17 protein-coding genes and 2 riboswitches are annotated in these 14402 nt (G+C 67.8%); of the genes, 5 read left to right on the top strand and 12 right to left on the bottom strand.

Annotation, left to right across the window (positions count from 1 at the left end):
• Positions 1–56: 56 nt before the first annotated feature.
• Together H0B43_RS25770 and H0B43_RS25765 are read right to left on the bottom strand one after the other, a co-directional pair.
• Positions 57–602, bottom strand: a complete 546-nt coding sequence (locus H0B43_RS25770) for a LytR C-terminal domain-containing protein (RefSeq protein ID WP_185725350.1) — start codon at positions 600–602, stop codon at positions 57–59.
• Positions 603–627: 25 nt separating this feature from the next.
• Positions 628–981 (bottom strand): DUF3263 domain-containing protein, encoded by a 354-nt coding sequence (locus H0B43_RS25765; RefSeq protein WP_185725351.1) that lies wholly within the window; start codon positions 979–981, stop codon positions 628–630.
• A gap of 178 nt (positions 982–1159) precedes the next feature.
• Between H0B43_RS25765 and H0B43_RS25760 the strand changes: the two genes are divergently transcribed.
• Genes H0B43_RS25760 through H0B43_RS25750 form a run of 3 tightly spaced genes read left to right on the top strand, consistent with a single transcriptional unit; the run spans position 1160 to position 3543 of the window.
• Positions 1160–1750, top strand: a complete 591-nt coding sequence (locus H0B43_RS25760; protein WP_185725352.1) for a peptide deformylase — start codon at positions 1160–1162, stop codon at positions 1748–1750.
• Complete coding sequence (locus tag H0B43_RS25755; RefSeq protein WP_185725353.1) at positions 1740–2705, top strand: N-acetyltransferase; 966 nt, start codon at positions 1740–1742, stop codon at positions 2703–2705. The genes H0B43_RS25760 and H0B43_RS25755 overlap by 11 nt, the downstream gene beginning before the upstream one ends.
• A 34-nt stretch (positions 2706–2739) precedes the next feature.
• Positions 2740–3543, top strand: a complete 804-nt coding sequence (locus tag H0B43_RS25750) for an exodeoxyribonuclease III (protein WP_185725354.1) — start codon at positions 2740–2742, stop codon at positions 3541–3543.
• Here H0B43_RS25750 and H0B43_RS25745 read toward each other — a convergent pair.
• The 3 genes from H0B43_RS25745 to H0B43_RS25735 form a co-directional block, all read right to left on the bottom strand.
• On the bottom strand, positions 3510–4169 hold the full coding sequence (locus H0B43_RS25745; RefSeq protein ID WP_185725355.1) for a hypothetical protein: 660 nt from the start codon (positions 4167–4169) through the stop codon (positions 3510–3512). The two genes, H0B43_RS25750 and H0B43_RS25745, sit on opposite strands and share 34 nt — an antisense overlap.
• 92 nt (positions 4170–4261) lie before the next feature.
• On the bottom strand, positions 4262–4624 hold the full coding sequence (locus H0B43_RS25740; RefSeq protein ID WP_185725356.1) for a GNAT family N-acetyltransferase: 363 nt from the start codon (positions 4622–4624) through the stop codon (positions 4262–4264).
• A gap of 101 nt (positions 4625–4725) precedes the next feature.
• Positions 4726–5100 (bottom strand): GNAT family N-acetyltransferase, encoded by a 375-nt coding sequence (locus H0B43_RS25735; protein ID WP_185725357.1) that lies wholly within the window; start codon positions 5098–5100, stop codon positions 4726–4728.
• Between the two features lie 133 nt (positions 5101–5233).
• Positions 5234–5341, top strand: a riboswitch (TPP riboswitch).
• Here H0B43_RS25735 and thiC point away from each other — a divergent pair.
• Together thiC and thiD are read left to right on the top strand one after the other, a co-directional pair.
• Complete coding sequence (gene thiC / locus H0B43_RS25730) at positions 5334–6980, top strand: phosphomethylpyrimidine synthase ThiC (RefSeq protein ID WP_185725358.1); 1647 nt, start codon at positions 5334–5336, stop codon at positions 6978–6980. It overlaps the preceding riboswitch by 8 nt.
• Positions 6981–6990: 10 nt before the next feature.
• Positions 6991–7836, top strand: coding sequence for a bifunctional hydroxymethylpyrimidine kinase/phosphomethylpyrimidine kinase (gene thiD / locus H0B43_RS25725; RefSeq protein ID WP_185725359.1), 846 nt, complete (start codon positions 6991–6993; stop codon positions 7834–7836).
• Between the two features lie 32 nt (positions 7837–7868).
• Here the strand turns inward: thiD and H0B43_RS25720 are convergent, their stop codons facing one another.
• The 7 genes from H0B43_RS25720 to thiO form a co-directional block, all read right to left on the bottom strand.
• Positions 7869–8723 carry an adenylate/guanylate cyclase domain-containing protein gene (locus tag H0B43_RS25720; RefSeq protein WP_185725360.1) on the bottom strand — a complete coding sequence of 285 codons (855 nt, stop codon included), beginning with the start codon at positions 8721–8723 and terminating at the stop codon, positions 7869–7871.
• A gap of 51 nt (positions 8724–8774) precedes the next feature.
• The gene (locus H0B43_RS25715) at positions 8775–10229 is read right to left on the bottom strand and encodes a M20/M25/M40 family metallo-hydrolase (protein ID WP_185725361.1); all 1455 of its coding nucleotides are present in this window, start codon (positions 10227–10229) and stop codon (positions 8775–8777) included.
• Positions 10230–10373: 144 nt separating this feature from the next.
• Positions 10374–11168, bottom strand: coding sequence for an ABC transporter permease (locus H0B43_RS25710; RefSeq protein ID WP_185725362.1), 795 nt, complete (start codon positions 11166–11168; stop codon positions 10374–10376).
• Positions 11168–12109, bottom strand: a complete 942-nt coding sequence (locus tag H0B43_RS25705; RefSeq protein WP_185725363.1) for an ABC transporter ATP-binding protein — start codon at positions 12107–12109, stop codon at positions 11168–11170. The genes H0B43_RS25710 and H0B43_RS25705 overlap by 1 nt, the downstream gene beginning before the upstream one ends.
• 113 nt (positions 12110–12222) lie before the next feature.
• Positions 12223–12990: a thiazole synthase gene (locus H0B43_RS25700; RefSeq protein ID WP_185725364.1), complete on the bottom strand. Its 768-nt coding sequence runs from the start codon at positions 12988–12990 to the stop codon at positions 12223–12225.
• A complete protein-coding gene (gene thiS / locus H0B43_RS25695) occupies positions 12983–13207 on the bottom strand; it encodes a sulfur carrier protein ThiS (RefSeq protein ID WP_185725365.1) in 225 nt (74 codons plus the stop codon). Before thiS ends, H0B43_RS25700 begins: the two co-directional genes overlap by 8 nt.
• Before the next feature lie 3 nt (positions 13208–13210).
• Complete coding sequence (gene thiO / locus H0B43_RS25690; protein ID WP_185725366.1) at positions 13211–14278, bottom strand: glycine oxidase ThiO; 1068 nt, start codon at positions 14276–14278, stop codon at positions 13211–13213.
• Positions 14276–14388, bottom strand: a riboswitch (TPP riboswitch). (Overlaps the previous gene by 3 nt.)
• Positions 14389–14402: the final 14 nt, after the last annotated feature.

The following is a 14402-nucleotide window of genomic DNA, read 5'->3' as shown; positions in this document are numbered from 1 at the left end:
GTGGCGAGGAAGTGCATCTGATCATAACCGCGGCGACGGTGCACCGACCGTCCGGTCTATTGGGCCGAGGTGACGATGACGATCACCCCGGCGGACGAGTTCGCGATACCCGGGAACCGGGGCTGCGCGGACACCCCGAGTTGCGCGGCGATCTCGGTGGCTGCCTCCTTTTCGGCGGCGGAAGTCCCGTAGTACACGGTGGTTTCGGAGATGGTGCCGTCGCTGTAGTTGCCGGTTTCCGACACCGTCCACCCCGAGGACATCAGTTTGGTGGCCGTCTGACTGGCCAGACCCGTGACGTTGCTGTTGTTGAGCACCCGCACCGGGACCGACGCCGCATCCGCGGACTTCGAGGTGCTCGACGCGCCGGACGTCGTGCTTGTCGTGGACGCCGAGGTGGCTCCCGCGGCCGCTGTCGTCGTGCGGGCAGCGGCGGTGGTCGTGACCGCTGCCGTGGTGGTGGCCGTGGTTGCGGTCTCTTCCGAATCCGAGCCCCCGAGGGAGGCGAACCCGAGACCCGCGAAGAGGATCGCGAGGGCGATCAGCACCATCGCGAGGGCTCGTAACGGCGGGCCGGACGATTCGGGTTTCGGAGTACTCACGGTGTCGACCTTAGCCACCGGCCGGCTAGGTGACGTCGAACCCGAGGCGACGGGCGGCGCGGGCCTTCTGCCTGCTCGCGCGCAGCCGTCGCAGCCGCTTCACGAGCATCGGGTCGGCCGCGAGCGCTTCCGGCCGGTCCACCAGCGCGTTGAGAACCTGGTAGTACCTGGTGGCGGACATGTCGAACAGTTCTTTGATCGCTTCTTCCTTCGCGCCGGCGTACTTCCACCACTGGCGCTCGAAGGACAGGATGTCGTGCTCCCGACGCGAGAGGCCGTCGGATCCGACGTCGTCGACCACTACGTCGTCGACCACTACGGAGTTGTCGCTGTCGGTGCGTTCGGACTGGTTCCGACTACGCGCTGTTGCGCCGTCCATCTCACTCCTCGACTACTAGCTCTCGCTCGACCTCAGCGAAACCACGTTCCCCCGGCTCCTCGATCGCGTGGCCGACCGAGCAACGAATTACACAGCTGTACTTCAGCGCCTATTCAACCACGCCGAAGGCTGTGGGCAGTGCGAACGGCTGAGGCGCGCCGCACTATCCTTGACGACCATGGCCATCCTCCCCATCCGGATCGTGGGCGACCCGGTATTGCACGAACCGACCGAGACGGTGACCGAGTCGCCGGCAGAACTCTCTGAACTTATAGCGGACATGTACGACACGATGGATGCCGCCAACGGCGTCGGTCTCGCCGCGAACCAGGTCGGAATACCGCTGCGGTTGTTCGTCTACGACTGCCCGGACGTCGACGGGAACGGCAAGGCGCTGCGCCGCCGGGGATGCGTCGTCAACCCGGTCCTCGAGACGTCGGAACGGCCGGAGACCATGCCGGACCCGGACGACGACGTCGAGGGCTGCCTGTCCGTGCCGGGCGAGCAGTTCCCCACCGGACGCGCCGAGTGGGCGAAGGTCACCGGCACCGACGCCGACGGCAACGCCGTCGAGGTCGAGGGACACGGCTTCTTCGCGCGCATGCTGCAGCACGAGGTCGGTCACCTCGACGGTTTCCTCTACGTCGACATGCTGATCGGCCGCAATGCCCGCGCCGCCAAGAAGACCATCAAACGTGCCGGCTGGGGCGTTCCCGGTCTCAGCTGGGTGCCGGGCACGGTCGAAGACCCGTTCGGGCATGACGACTGACATTCCGCTCGGAAGCCGGGTGGTGCTGCGGTACGCGCTGCCACCCGGTTCCAGCCACCCGATGACCGACGTCATCGGGACCCTGGAGAGCGTCGAGCCGCTCGTCGTCGTCCGCGTGGCCGACAACTCCCTGATCGAGGTCGAACCGGACCGGGTGGTTGCGCTCAAGGCCGTTCCCGCGCGACCGATACGCGCGAGCGAGATCCGTTCCCTCGAACTGGCCTCCGCCGACGGCTGGCCCGGGATCGAACACACGTGGATCGACGGGTGGCTCGCCCGGTACGGTCACGGCTTCACCGGACGCGCCAACTCGGCGGCCCCGCTCGGCGATCGCGGGACCGTCGGGAGCCTGAACGACTCCTCCCCCGGCAGCACCCTCGCCCGGCTCCGCGAGTGGTACGCCGAGCGCGACCGCCCGTTGCGATTGCTGATCCCCGACCGCCTCGGCGAAGTGCCGCTCGGCTGGAACGTCAGCGACGAGGTGGTCGTGATGGCGGCCGACGTCGACAACCTGGCGCTGCCCGAGGGCCCGCGCACCACGACCGTCGCCGATCACCCGGATCCGGACTGGCTCGCGCTGTACCGCTACCGCGGGTCCGCGCTGCCCGACTTCGCGGTGGACGTGCTCGACGCCGTCCGCGGCGGCATCCTCGGGTTCGGCCGGATCGGTGCCGCCGATTCGACGCTGCTCGCCGTTGCACGAGGCTCCGTCACGTCCGCCCCGGACGAGCGCCGGTGGGTCGGGCTCACCGCGGTCGAGGTGGCTGCCGACCACCGTCGCCACGGGATCGGCAGTCTCATCTGCGGCGACATGATCAACTGGGGGCGCGAGCACGGCGCGACCCACGCGTGCCTGCAGGTGGCCGTCGAGAACGAGGGCGCGCAGGCGATGTACCGCAACCTCGGCTTCACCGCACACCACCGGTACCGCTACGCCACGGAATACGGCGCCTGAGGATCTGTCGGCGACTGCCGCTAGGGTGGCTGCCGTGCGCATCGCAACCTGGAACGTGAACTCTGTTCGTGCCCGTACCGACCGGATCCTGGACTGGCTCCAGCGGACCGACGTCGACGTTCTCGCGATGCAGGAAACCAAGTGCAAGGACGAGCAGTTCCCGTACGAGCGTTTCCGCGAACTCGGTTACGAGGTGGCGCACGTGGGACTCAGCCAGTGGAACGGTGTCGCCATCGCGTCCCGCGTCGGCCTCGACGATGTGCAGATCGGGTTCGAAGATCAGCCCGGGTTCCACAAGGACCCGGAGGTCGCGCCCGCGCAGGAAGCCCGCGCCATCGGCGCCACCTGCAACGGGGTCCGCATCTGGAGCCTGTATGTTCCCAACGGCCGCGAGCTCGCCGATCCGCACTACACGTACAAGCTCGACTGGCTCGCGAAGCTGCACACCGACGCGGTCGGGTGGCTGGAGCAGAACCCGGACGCACAGATCGCGCTGGTCGGCGACTGGAACGTAGCCCCCACCGACGAGGACGTCTGGGATCCCGCGCTGTTCGAGGGCAAGACCCACACGTCCGCCGCCGAGCGGGACGCCTTCCACGCGTTCGTCGAGTCGGGTTTCGCCGACGTCGTCCGGCCCCACACCCCGGGTCCCGGTGTCTACACGTACTGGGATTACACCCAGTTGCGGTTCCCGAAGAAGCAGGGCATGCGCATCGACTTCGTGCTCGGCTCGCCTGCCCTCGCGGGCCGGGTCGACAAGGCCGAGATCGACCGGAACGAGCGCAAGGGCAAGGGTGCCAGCGATCACGCTCCGGTCATCGTCGACCTCGGCGACTGAGACCGCAGCACGCCGAGAGCCACCACCGCGCAACCGATCCCGATGAGCATTCCATGCGCGATGCGCAGTGGGGCGTCGGCGTAGAACTGCGGAATGAACAACGCGAATCCCAGCGCCATCGGGATTCCCGTCCATCGGGCGAACAGTCCGGATCGGGCGATGGCCACGGCTGCCGCGACCGCGCCGACCGCGAGAAGTAGCAGTCCTGCCGCGAAGAGAATCGCCTGCGCCGAGCCCATTCGCACGCTCTCGGCGAGGGTGGCGACTGCGTCCTCGTCCAGTCCGCTGCCGCCGAGGGCGTGCAGCGCGAACGTCTCCGCCCCGTAGTACGGCAGCGTCAGCCCGATCCCGACCCACGACGCGACAACAGCGACCATCGCGGCCCGCGCGCCGGGTGTCCGCTTCAGGATGCTGCCGAGCGCGACGAGCGCAAGCCCGAACGCGATGAACCCACCGACGGCGGAGAGGTGCGCGACGAGCCACCACGGGGAGGCGAACTCGGCGGGGCCGTCCGGGGCCCCGTTCGGGGCATAGGGGCGCACCGCGGGGTAGACGACGAACAGGACACCGGTGAGCGCAAACAACACTCCGGAGGTCCGATTTCCGATCCTATCCGACACGGTCATGACGACTCCTTCGAATGTGAGCACTGCTCTCTATACAGAGCAGTATTCACAGCGACGTCGCAGAAATCAAGAGCAGTGCTCTCACAGAAGTTCTACTCGACCGCCAGAATGTCCAGATGCTCCGGATTCGATGCCAGGTAGCGCTGGACGTATGTGCAGATGGGACGCACTCTCCAGCCACGATTGCGCGCCCAGCCCAGAGCCTCGGCCACTAAGATCGCGGCCAGCCCGCGGCCACCGAAATCTTCTTTGACGACGGTATGCATGAACGCGACCACCTCGCCCGGTTCGGACGTGCAACCGGGGATGTCGTCGCCGTCCCGGTAGCCGAGAATGCCGACCAACTCGTCACCCAGCCACAGATCGAATCGTTCGTGGGCGGGGTTGTCGAGCACGCGGGCGTCGGTGGCCGCGACGTAACTCGGCGACGCGGAACCGTTCGAAATGTGATTCATGCCACTCATGGAATCAGCAAGATGACGTCGTCATCAGCCGAATCGCCGGTCCCGGAACCGTTTCGTTGTAGTCGGGTTGCCGCTTCACGGCGCGCGCACGGTCAGCGCTCCACCGGGACGATGAGGTCGCGGTATTCGGGATGCGCCGACACGAAGCGCTGCACGTACGTGCACACGGGCCGAATCTTCCATCCGTACCCCCGGGCGAGATCGAGCGAGCGGCCCACCATGAGCGCGGCCAGCCCACGGTGACCGAAATCCTCCACGATCACCGTGTGCATGAACGAGACCACCGGCGCCTGCCGCCCCTTACCCTTCGAACCCGGCGGCCGGGCTGCGGCCGCCCCCGCTCCGGGCGGCGTCTCCGCGAGGTCGAAATACCCGAGAATCCCGACCAGATCACCGCTCAGCCGGAGTTCGAACCGGTTCTGATCGGCATTGTCGATCACGTCCACAACCTGCGCGTCCGTCAGCATGGCTATCTCCTGGGGGTATGTGTCGTAATCGAAATGTGATGTTCATCACCCTTTATACCGATGGTCGGAAGCGCTGTCCAAGTTTCCCCCGAATGTGTGCCCGCAGAGATCTCGGTTACAGTCTCCGGGACAACTACACATCCACGGGGGCTCGCACCAGCGGGCTGAGAGGACGGCTAGGGCCGTCGACCGTCGAACCTGTCCGGGTAATGCCGGCGTAGGGAGCATCATCGATGAGCAAAACTGTATCTACAGCCACGTCCGTCACCACTGGGCCGATCGAGGGCAGCACCAAGCACTACCTGCCGTCGGGCGACGACGTCCGGGTGCCGGTGCGCCGTGTGCACCTCACCAACGGTGAACACCTCGACGTCTACGACACGTCGGGTCCGTACACCGACGCGGACGCCACCATCGACCTGGAGGCGGGACTGCCGCATCTGCGCGCGCCGTGGATCGCCGACCGGGAGGGCACTCAGGTCGACGCGGCCCGAGCCGGCACCGTCACCCCGGAAATGCGGTATTGCGCTGCACGCGAGGGTGTTTCACCGGAGACGGTGCGCGCCGAGGTGGCCGCGGGTAGGGCCGTGATCCCGGCCAACCGCAGGCACCCCGAACTCGAGCCGATGGTCATCGGGAAGGCCTTCGCGGTCAAGATCAACGCGAACATCGGCAACAGCGCGGTGACGTCGTCGATCGCGGAGGAGGTCGAGAAGATGGTGTGGGCGACCCGGTGGGGCGCCGACACGATCATGGACCTGTCCACCGGCAAGAACATTCACGAGACCCGGGAGTGGATCCTGCGCAACTCGCCCGTGCCGGTCGGCACGGTGCCGATCTATCAGGCGCTCGAGAAGGTGAACGGAGACCCCACCGCGCTCACGTGGGAGATGTACCGCGACACCGTGATCGAGCAGTGCGAGCAGGGTGTCGACTACATGACGGTCCACGCCGGAGTCCTGCTCCGCTACATCCCGCTCACCGCGAAACGCGTGACCGGCATCGTCTCGCGCGGTGGCTCGATCATGGCGGCCTGGTGCCTGGCCCATCATCGGGAATCGTTCCTGTACACCCATTTCGACGAATTGTGTGAGATCCTGCACCGCTACGACGTCACGTTCTCCCTCGGCGACGGACTGCGCCCCGGTTCCATCGCCGACGCCAACGACGACGCTCAGTTCGCCGAACTCCGCACTCTCGGCGAACTGACGAAGATCGCGAAATCACATGGCGTGCAGGTGATGATCGAAGGACCCGGACACGTGCCGATGCACAAGATCGTCGAGAACGTGCGGCTCGAGGAAGAACTGTGCGAGGAGGCGCCGTTCTACACGCTCGGACCGCTCGCCACCGACATCGCGCCGGCGTACGACCACATCACGTCCGCGATCGGCGCGGCGATGATCGCGCAGGCCGGCACCGCAATGCTCTGTTACGTCACCCCGAAGGAGCACCTGGGACTGCCGAACCGCGACGACGTCAAGATCGGCGTCATCACGTACAAGATCGCGGCCCACGCCGCGGACCTGGCGAAGCAGCATCCGCGCGCCCAGGAGCGGGACGACGCGCTGTCCAAGGCCCGGTTCGAGTTCCGCTGGCACGACCAGTTCGCGCTGTCCCTCGATCCGGACACCGCGCGCGAGTTCCACGACGAAACCCTGCCCGCGGAGCCGGCGAAGAGCGCGCATTTCTGTTCGATGTGCGGTCCGAAATTCTGCTCGATGCGGATCTCCGCCGATGTGCGCGAGTACGCGCAGCAACACGGGCTCGATACGATCGAGGCCATCGAGGCGGGCATGGCCGAGAAGTCGAGCGAGTTCGTCGACGCAGGTGGACGCGTGTATCTGCCCGTCGAATCCGTCACCTCCGAGAATCGGTAAGGTCCCTGTCGTGAAGCTGCTGCCCCTGACCCCCGACGGCCAGACCCCCGTCCGCGTCCTCACCATCGCCGGCACCGATTCCGGTGGTGGCGCCGGAATCCAGGCGGACTCGCGGACGATGGCCCTGTGCGGCGTCCACGCGTGCGTCGCGGTCGCTGCGGTGACGGTGCAGAACTCGGTGGGCGTCAGCGGTTTCCACGAGATTCCGCCGGAGACGGTGGCCGCGCAGGTGCGGTGCGTCGTCGACGACATCGGGGTCGGGGCAGCGAAGACGGGCATGCTGGCGTCGACGGCGATCATCGAGGCCGTCGCCGCCGTGTGCACCGAGGTCGGGATCGGGCGCGACCAACCGGTCCCGCTGGTCGTCGACCCGGTGTGCGCGTCTATGCACGGAGATCCGCTCCTGCACGCCGAGGCACTGGACGCCGTGCGGAACACGCTGATCCCGATCGCCACGGTCGTGACGCCGAACCTCGACGAGATCCGGTTGATCACCGGCATCGACGTCGTGGACGACGCGACGGCGCGGCGGGCAGCGGAGGCGCTGCATGCACTGGGGGCGCAGTGGTCGATCGTGAAGGGCGGGCATCTCCGGACATCGGCGTCGAGCACCGATCTACTGTTCGACGGCGATACCTTTCTCGAGTTCAGCAGTCCCCGCATCGACACGGGCAACGACCACGGCGGCGGCGACACCCTCGCCGCCGCCATCGCGAGCGCACTCGCCCACGGATGGTCGGTGCCCGATGCGGTGGCGTTCGGCAAGGAGTGGGTCACCAAGTGCCTGGAGGCGTCCTACGACCTGGGCGCCGGTCACGGCCCCGTCTCCCCCCTGTGGCGACTTCGTCGCTCGTGAGTAATTGTTAACGTCCGGCGGTTGAGAAGTACTCACGGGCGGCGGAGCCGCAGCCGCCAGATCCCGAGGTCGGATGGCACCCCACTGGGTGCGGGGGCGAAGAACGCGCGGCGCCAGGGTTTGACGCCGACACCGAGTTCCTCGAGGGTGCCCGGCTGCAGACTCGACAGCGTGGCGGACGACGCCATCACGTTGCCGTCGCCGCCCAGTTCCATCATACGGGCCGCGATCGTCACGTCCACCCCCAGCCAGTCGCCGCCGATCTGCCGGGGCACACCGGTGTGGATACCGACGCGCATGCGGGGGTGGTAGCCGTCCACCTCCACCCCGGCGAGCGCCTCCTGCGCCGCGAAGACGGCGTCGATCGCGCGGTCCGGACTGGAGAAGACGGCCATCACGCCGTCCCCCAGTCGTTTCACCACATGCCCGCCCCGATCGACGATCGGCGTCTCGACGGCCCGGGCGACGCCGCGCAGCAGGGCGAGGGTGGCGCTGTCGCCGGCCGGCAGCGACCAGGTAGAGAACCCGACCAGGTCGGTGAACACGATGGTCACCTCGCGCGTTCCACGACCGCGGCCGGTGCGTTCGAGCAGGGCCTGCCACACCTGCAGCGCGCCCAGACTCATCTCGCGGGACGCGCCGGGCTGGTGGTCGAGGAAGCGGTCCGCGACGCGCGCGATGGCGCGTGCGCTGCCGGGTCCCGCCGTCGACAGGGGGTCACCGAACGCGGGATCGCCGGGCATCGCCCGACGGACCTTCCGCAGCCCCTCGATCAGCTGCGGTTGCCGGTTCACCGACCCCACCCAGCCCAGAATCTTGTCGCCGCGTTTCGGTGTGGGCGCAGCGTCGAACTCGGCAGCATTCTCGTCGGCCGGGTCGTCACTCACGACAGTAAGAGTAACCCAGCGTCACATGCATCAACCGTGACGAATCGGATATCACTCCGCGGCCCGCGCCTTCTCCCGGTCCGCGCCGGCGGGGACGCCGTTCGGGCCGGCGAGCGACTCCGCGTAGACCCCGACGGCATACGCGACCGCGGCGGCATTCTTGGCGAGCGCGGCCCGGTTCACGTTCTCGAGGGTATCGGTCGCGCTGTGATAGTTCTCGTCGTACGTCACCCCCGGGGTGCCGCCCCACTTCTGCGCCTGCTCGGGTGTCTTCGTCTCGTCGGCGCCGCTGAACACGCCCCCCGACGGGATCTGGTGCTCGATGAACGGCCCGTAGTCGGACCGGCCGTCGAAGTCCGTGCCGTCCGCGGCGACACCGTTGCGCTGGAGGTACTCGACGAACGTGCGCTCGATGCCCGCGGAGCCCTCGGGTCCGGGCCCCTCGCCGACGTTGTCGGAGTTGTCGCCGTCGTAGGCCAGGTAGCCGGCGTTCTCGGAGCCGAGCATGTCGAAGTTCAGGTACAGCGCGATGTCGTTCCGCTGCTCGTCGCTGAGGCCGTTCACGTACGCCTCCGACCCGAGCAGACCCAATTCCTCGGCGCCCCAGAACGCGAAGCGCACCGCGTTGTCGACGTCGGGCGATCCGCCGAGTTGCCCGGCCGTTTCGAGGATCGAGGCGACGCCGGTGCCGTTGTCGTTGATACCGGGGCCTTCCGGGACGCTGTCGAGGTGCGCGCCGACCATCACGACGTCGTCGGTCGAGCCGGTCTTGGTCTGGGCGATGACGTTGCGGGCCGTGCTCGATTCGGTGGTGGTGTCGAGGGTGAGGGTGACGTCACCGCCGGCCTGCTCGAGTGCGGCGCCGTCCGCCTTGCTCACCCCGCCGGTGGGAACCTTGCCCGCGTCGGGGTTGCCGAGGGTGCCGCCGCTCATCGGTCCGTCCGCGTTGTTGACGACGATCACGCCCGCGGCGCCGCGCTCGGCGGCGATCTGCTGCTTGGCCGCGAACGGGCACACCCCCCGGTTCACGAGGACGATCGCCCCGGTCACGTCGAGACCGTCGTAATCGGTGACCTCGCATCCCGGGCTCTCGTCCTTCGGGGCGGGCACAAGCCGGGCGGTGATTCCCTGCGGACCGGTGGACGGCGAATACGACAGCGCCCGCACCTCGAAGTCGCCACCGCTGGACCTCAGTGCCTCCGCCCCGACGTCGAACCTGTGGAACTCGAACTCCGGGGTCTGGACGTCGAAACCCTTGTCTTCCAGAACCTGTGCGACGTAGTCGACGCTCGCGTCGTACCCGGCGGTCCCGGCCGCGCGGTTGCCGTTGTTGTCGTCGGCGATCGTCTGCAGTTGCTGCAGATGCGCCACCACTCCGGACTCGGTGACCGAGGCAGCGAGAGCGTCCGCGTCGAGCGGCGGCGCATCGGGTTCACTCGTCGACGAGCACCCGGCCAGCACCAGCGCACCGGCCACTCCGACTGTGAAGACGCCCCGTAGTCGCATGTCGGGAGCCTAACGTAGAAGCACCTGTGGGCCGGCGCGAATGGATTTCGCACCGGCCCACAAGCTCCCGCCCCGCCGTCACCTCAGCCAGGCCTCCCGACGATCACCTGGCGGAGGAGCAGGGCGAAAGTACTGTATCGGGTGTCAGGCGTCGCGCTTGTTCACGACCACCAGACCGGCCCCGAAGATCACGAAGACGAACACCGCGAAGTACACCAGGCTGCCCCACGGACCCCAATAGAAATCGACTCCCTGCTGCGCCCCAAGGAAGTTGTTGGCGTTGAGGAAGGGCAGGAACGGCATGACCTTCGTGCCGAACGAGCCGAACAGATTGAACAAGCTCTCGATCAGCAGCGGCCACAGCAGCAGCAGGGCGATCGCGCCCGCCGACTGGCGCAGCAGCGTACCGACACCGACGGCCAGCACCACGCACAGGAACGCGTAGATCGGGACGCCGTAGATCGACCGCCACGCGTCGTCACCCGACAGGGTGAGGGCGGCTCCCGCCTCGTCGCCCGCGGTCGCCTTCGCGATGGCGTACGCGCCGAAGGTGAGAACGAACGTCAGCACGGCACCGAACGCGCCGATCAGACCGGCCTTCGCGATCAGGACGGACGCCCGGTTCGGGATGGCCTGGAACGTGGTGCGGATGACCCCGAAGCGGTATTCGCTGGTCACAGCCAGTGCGGCGAGGATCATCAGGACCAGCACGCCGAACCCGGACACACCGCCGACGGCGTCGGCCATCTGCGGCAGGAACGGGTCGAAGTCCGGTTTCTTACCGTCCGCGATCTGGTTGTTGAAGGAGTTGATGCTGGCCTTCGCGCTCAGCCCGATGACCGCCGCGAGACCGAGACCCAGCACGATGATGATGACGGTGCACCACCACGGCGACCTCGTCGACGTGATCTTGATCCGTTCGGCATTGAGAACAGCCATTACAGTGCACCCCTCATCACATCTTCGACGCCCTCTGCGTGGTACTGCACGTCGTCTCCGGTCAACTTCATGAAGGCGTCCTCGAGCGATCCGCGCTGAGATGCCAACTCGTGCAGGACGATGCCCTGCGCACCGGCGATCGCGCCGACGGCGTCCGTACTCGAATCCACCACGACGAGCGCCTGCTGTCCGTCGGATCCGTCCTCGCGGACGGTGAGACCCGTGGACGTGAGCGCACTGCGCAATGCGTCCAACTGCGGGCTGCGCACGCGCACCGTCGATTCCGAGGACTTGCTGACGAACTCGGAGACGGTGGTGTCGGCGATCAGGCGACCGCGCCCGATGACCACCAGATGTTCTGCGGTGAGCGCCATCTCGGACAGCAGGTGGCTCGACACCAGCACGGTGCGGCCCTCCGCGGCGAGGCGCTGCATGAACTTGCGGATCCAGACGATGCCTTCGGGGTCGAGTCCGTTGACCGGCTCGTCGAACAGCAGCACCTTCGGGTCGCCGAGCAGCGTGGCGGCCAGGCCCAGTCGCTGGGACATGCCGAGCGAGAACCCGCCGGCCTTCTTGCCCGCCACCTCGGTCAGCCCGACGAGGTGCAGTACCTCGTCGACCCGGCTCTTGGGCAGCGAGTTGGACGCGGCCATCCACTGCAGATGGGCGCGGGCGGACCGGTTGGGGTGCACCCACTTCGCGTCGAGCAGAGCCCCCACCGTCCGCAGCGGCTGCACCAGGTCGCTGTACGGTTTGCCATCGATCAGCGCGCTGCCCGCCGTGGGACGGTCCAGCCCGAGGATCATGCGCATGGTCGTCGATTTGCCTGCACCGTTCGGGCCGAGGAAGCCGGTGACCATACCCGGCTTCACGGTGAACGTCAGGTTGTCCACCGCCTTCGTCGCACCGAAGGTCTTTGTCAGTCCCCTCACTTCAATCATGATGAGAAGGATGCCGGAACCTGCGGCCGGCGCGCATCGGCCGCAGGTCTACTCCCGACTCGTCCCCTGGTACCGGTCGGACCCTGAGCGGGACCCCGATGGAACCCCGAGGACTACGACGACGCCTGCGCCCAGAATCGCTTGGGAATGCGGCCGGCGTGCCGTGCCTCGTACCCGGCCACCACGGCTTCGCGCATCGCCGACGCCATGAGCGCCGGATCCTTCGCCCTGGTCACGGCCGTCGCCAGCAGCACCGCGTCGCAGCCGAGTTCCATCGCGAGGGTCGCGTCGCTGGCAGTTCCGATGCCGGCGTCGAGGACGACGGGCACCCCGGCACCCTCCACGATCATCTGGATGTTGTGCGGATTCGCGATACCGAGCCCGGTGCCGATCGGCGAGCCCAGCGGCATCACGGCGACACACCCGACATCCTCGAGCCTGCGGGCCAGCACCGGATCGTCGGTGGTGTACGGCAGGACGACGAACCCGTCGTCCACCAGTTGTTCTGCCGCGCTGACCAACTCGATGGCGTCGGGCATCAGGGTGCGTTCGTCGGCGATGACCTCGAGCTTCACCCAGTCGGTCTCGAGCGCCTCGCGGGCGAGTTGCGCCGTCAGCACAGCCTCGGCCGCACCGCGGCACCCCGCGGTATTGGGCAGCGGCGCGATGTCGAGCCTGCGCAGCAGGTCCAGCACGCCGGTGCCGCCCACGGCGTCCACGCGGCGCATCGCGACCGTGGTCAGCTCGGTGCCGGACGCCACGAGGGCCTCCTCGAGCACGGTGAGGTTGGCGGCGCCGCCGGTGCCCATGATCAATCGGGAACCGAACGTCCGTCCCGCGATGGTGAGGCCCTTCTGCAGGCCGACAGTCGCGTCAGCCACCCTGCACCGCCGTGAGGATCTCGATCTCCCAGCCCCGGACCACCAGTTCGTCCCACCGGGCGCGCGGGAACACCGCGCCGTTCACCGCCACTGCGATGCCTTTGGACGGCAGGTTCAGCGCCTCCAGCAGCCCGGCGACGGTCAGTGGTTCCGTGAACTCGTGGTCCTCACCGTTGACGCTGATGCCGATCGGCACCACTACTTGCTGCTCACTCATCTCTTACCTCGCTACCTTTTCGAAACGTTCGGGGTCGGCGGCTTTCGCCTCGACCAGTGCCGAGCCCTCCAACAGTGCCACCGTCGCGTCGGCGGTCACCGGAGTGAGCAGGATGCCGTTGCGGCCGTGCCCCGTCGCCACCACCACACGATCGGACACCCGGCCGATCAGAGGCAAATTGTCCGGGGTCATCGGGCGCAGACCCGCCGAGGCCTCGCGCAGTTCGTACTCGCCGATCGCCGGCATCAGCGCCTCGGCGTCCGCGATCAGGTCGCGGACACCCGCCACCGTGACCTGCGTGTCGTTGCCCGATTCGTACTGGGTGGCTCCGACGACGATGCCGTCGGCGCGCGGCACCAGATACGCGGGCCGGCCGTGGACGCTGCCACGGATGGTGCGTCCCGGCGCAGGGGTCACCCCGGGACGGGCACGCAACCGCAAAATCTCACCCTTCACCGGCCGGACCGGAAGTCCCGGCCACAGGGCCGGCGACGCGATGCCGGCGGTGACCACGATCTGGTCCGTCTCGAGCCGGTCGATGCTCTGCACGGCCTCACCGATCAGCTCCGCTCCCGCGTCCACGGCGCAGCGCCGCAACGCCTGCAGCAGCAGCCGGTTGTCGACAGCCAGTTCGTCGACGGCCAAGAGCCCCAACCGGACTCCGCGGCCCAGCATCGGTTCGAGTGCCCGGACCTCGGCGCGGTTCAGGATCTGCAGATCCCGCCCCTGCGCACCCACCCATTCCGCGATGGTCCGCAGGTCCTCGGCGTCCGCACCGTCCAGAGCGACGGTGAGCGAACTCTCCGACGTGAACAGGTCGACCCCGGCCCCGGCCTCGAGTTCCTTCCCGAATTCGGGCCACCGATCTAGCGATGCGCTCCCCAGTTCGAGGACGCTCTCCTCACCTGGCCAGCCCTCGGACAACGGGGCGAGCATTCCGCCCGCCACCCAGGACGCCCCCGAACCGATCGACGGGTCGTACAGCCGCACCGACCAGCCGTTGCGGGCTGCGCGCCACGCAATGGACAGGCCGATCACTCCGCCTCCGACGACGGACACCGATCTCGCCATTGACTCCACCTCACTTCCTGCGCCGGCATGATCCGGGTCAGGTATGACGGTCGGGCTCGGCGTGAGCCCCTCTCAGCCCCACGTTCCCCGGGACTCCCGTGTTGCACTTTCACCGTAGAGGCTA

Source organism: Rhodococcus sp. 4CII (genome assembly GCF_014256275.1).
Lineage (GTDB): Bacteria > Actinomycetota > Actinomycetes > Mycobacteriales > Mycobacteriaceae > Rhodococcus_F > Rhodococcus_F wratislaviensis_A.
This window is presented reverse-complemented; position numbering and strand designations above follow the sequence as displayed.

Excerpts from the sequence above, each read along its gene's own strand:
- H0B43_RS25765 (WP_185725351.1), bottom strand. The coding sequence starts at position 981 with ATGGACGGCGCAACAGCGCGTAGTCGGAACCAGTCCGAACGCACCGAC.
- H0B43_RS25760 (WP_185725352.1), top strand. The coding sequence starts at position 1,160 with ATGGCCATCCTCCCCATCCGGATCGTGGGCGACCCGGTATTGCACGAA.
- H0B43_RS25755 (WP_185725353.1), top strand. The coding sequence starts at position 1,740 with ATGACGACTGACATTCCGCTCGGAAGCCGGGTGGTGCTGCGGTACGCG.
- H0B43_RS25745 (WP_185725355.1), bottom strand. The coding sequence starts at position 4,169 with ATGACCGTGTCGGATAGGATCGGAAATCGGACCTCCGGAGTGTTGTTT.
- H0B43_RS25740 (WP_185725356.1), bottom strand. The coding sequence starts at position 4,624 with ATGAATCACATTTCGAACGGTTCCGCGTCGCCGAGTTACGTCGCGGCC.
- H0B43_RS25735 (WP_185725357.1), bottom strand. The coding sequence starts at position 5,100 with ATGCTGACGGACGCGCAGGTTGTGGACGTGATCGACAATGCCGATCAG.
- thiC (WP_185725358.1), top strand. The coding sequence starts at position 5,334 with ATGAGCAAAACTGTATCTACAGCCACGTCCGTCACCACTGGGCCGATC.
- H0B43_RS25715 (WP_185725361.1), bottom strand. The coding sequence starts at position 10,229 with ATGCGACTACGGGGCGTCTTCACAGTCGGAGTGGCCGGTGCGCTGGTG.
- H0B43_RS25710 (WP_185725362.1), bottom strand. The coding sequence starts at position 11,168 with ATGGCTGTTCTCAATGCCGAACGGATCAAGATCACGTCGACGAGGTCG.
- H0B43_RS25705 (WP_185725363.1), bottom strand. The coding sequence starts at position 12,109 with ATGATTGAAGTGAGGGGACTGACAAAGACCTTCGGTGCGACGAAGGCG.
- thiS (WP_185725365.1), bottom strand. The coding sequence starts at position 13,207 with ATGAGTGAGCAGCAAGTAGTGGTGCCGATCGGCATCAGCGTCAACGGT.
- thiO (WP_185725366.1), bottom strand. The coding sequence starts at position 14,278 with ATGGCGAGATCGGTGTCCGTCGTCGGAGGCGGAGTGATCGGCCTGTCC.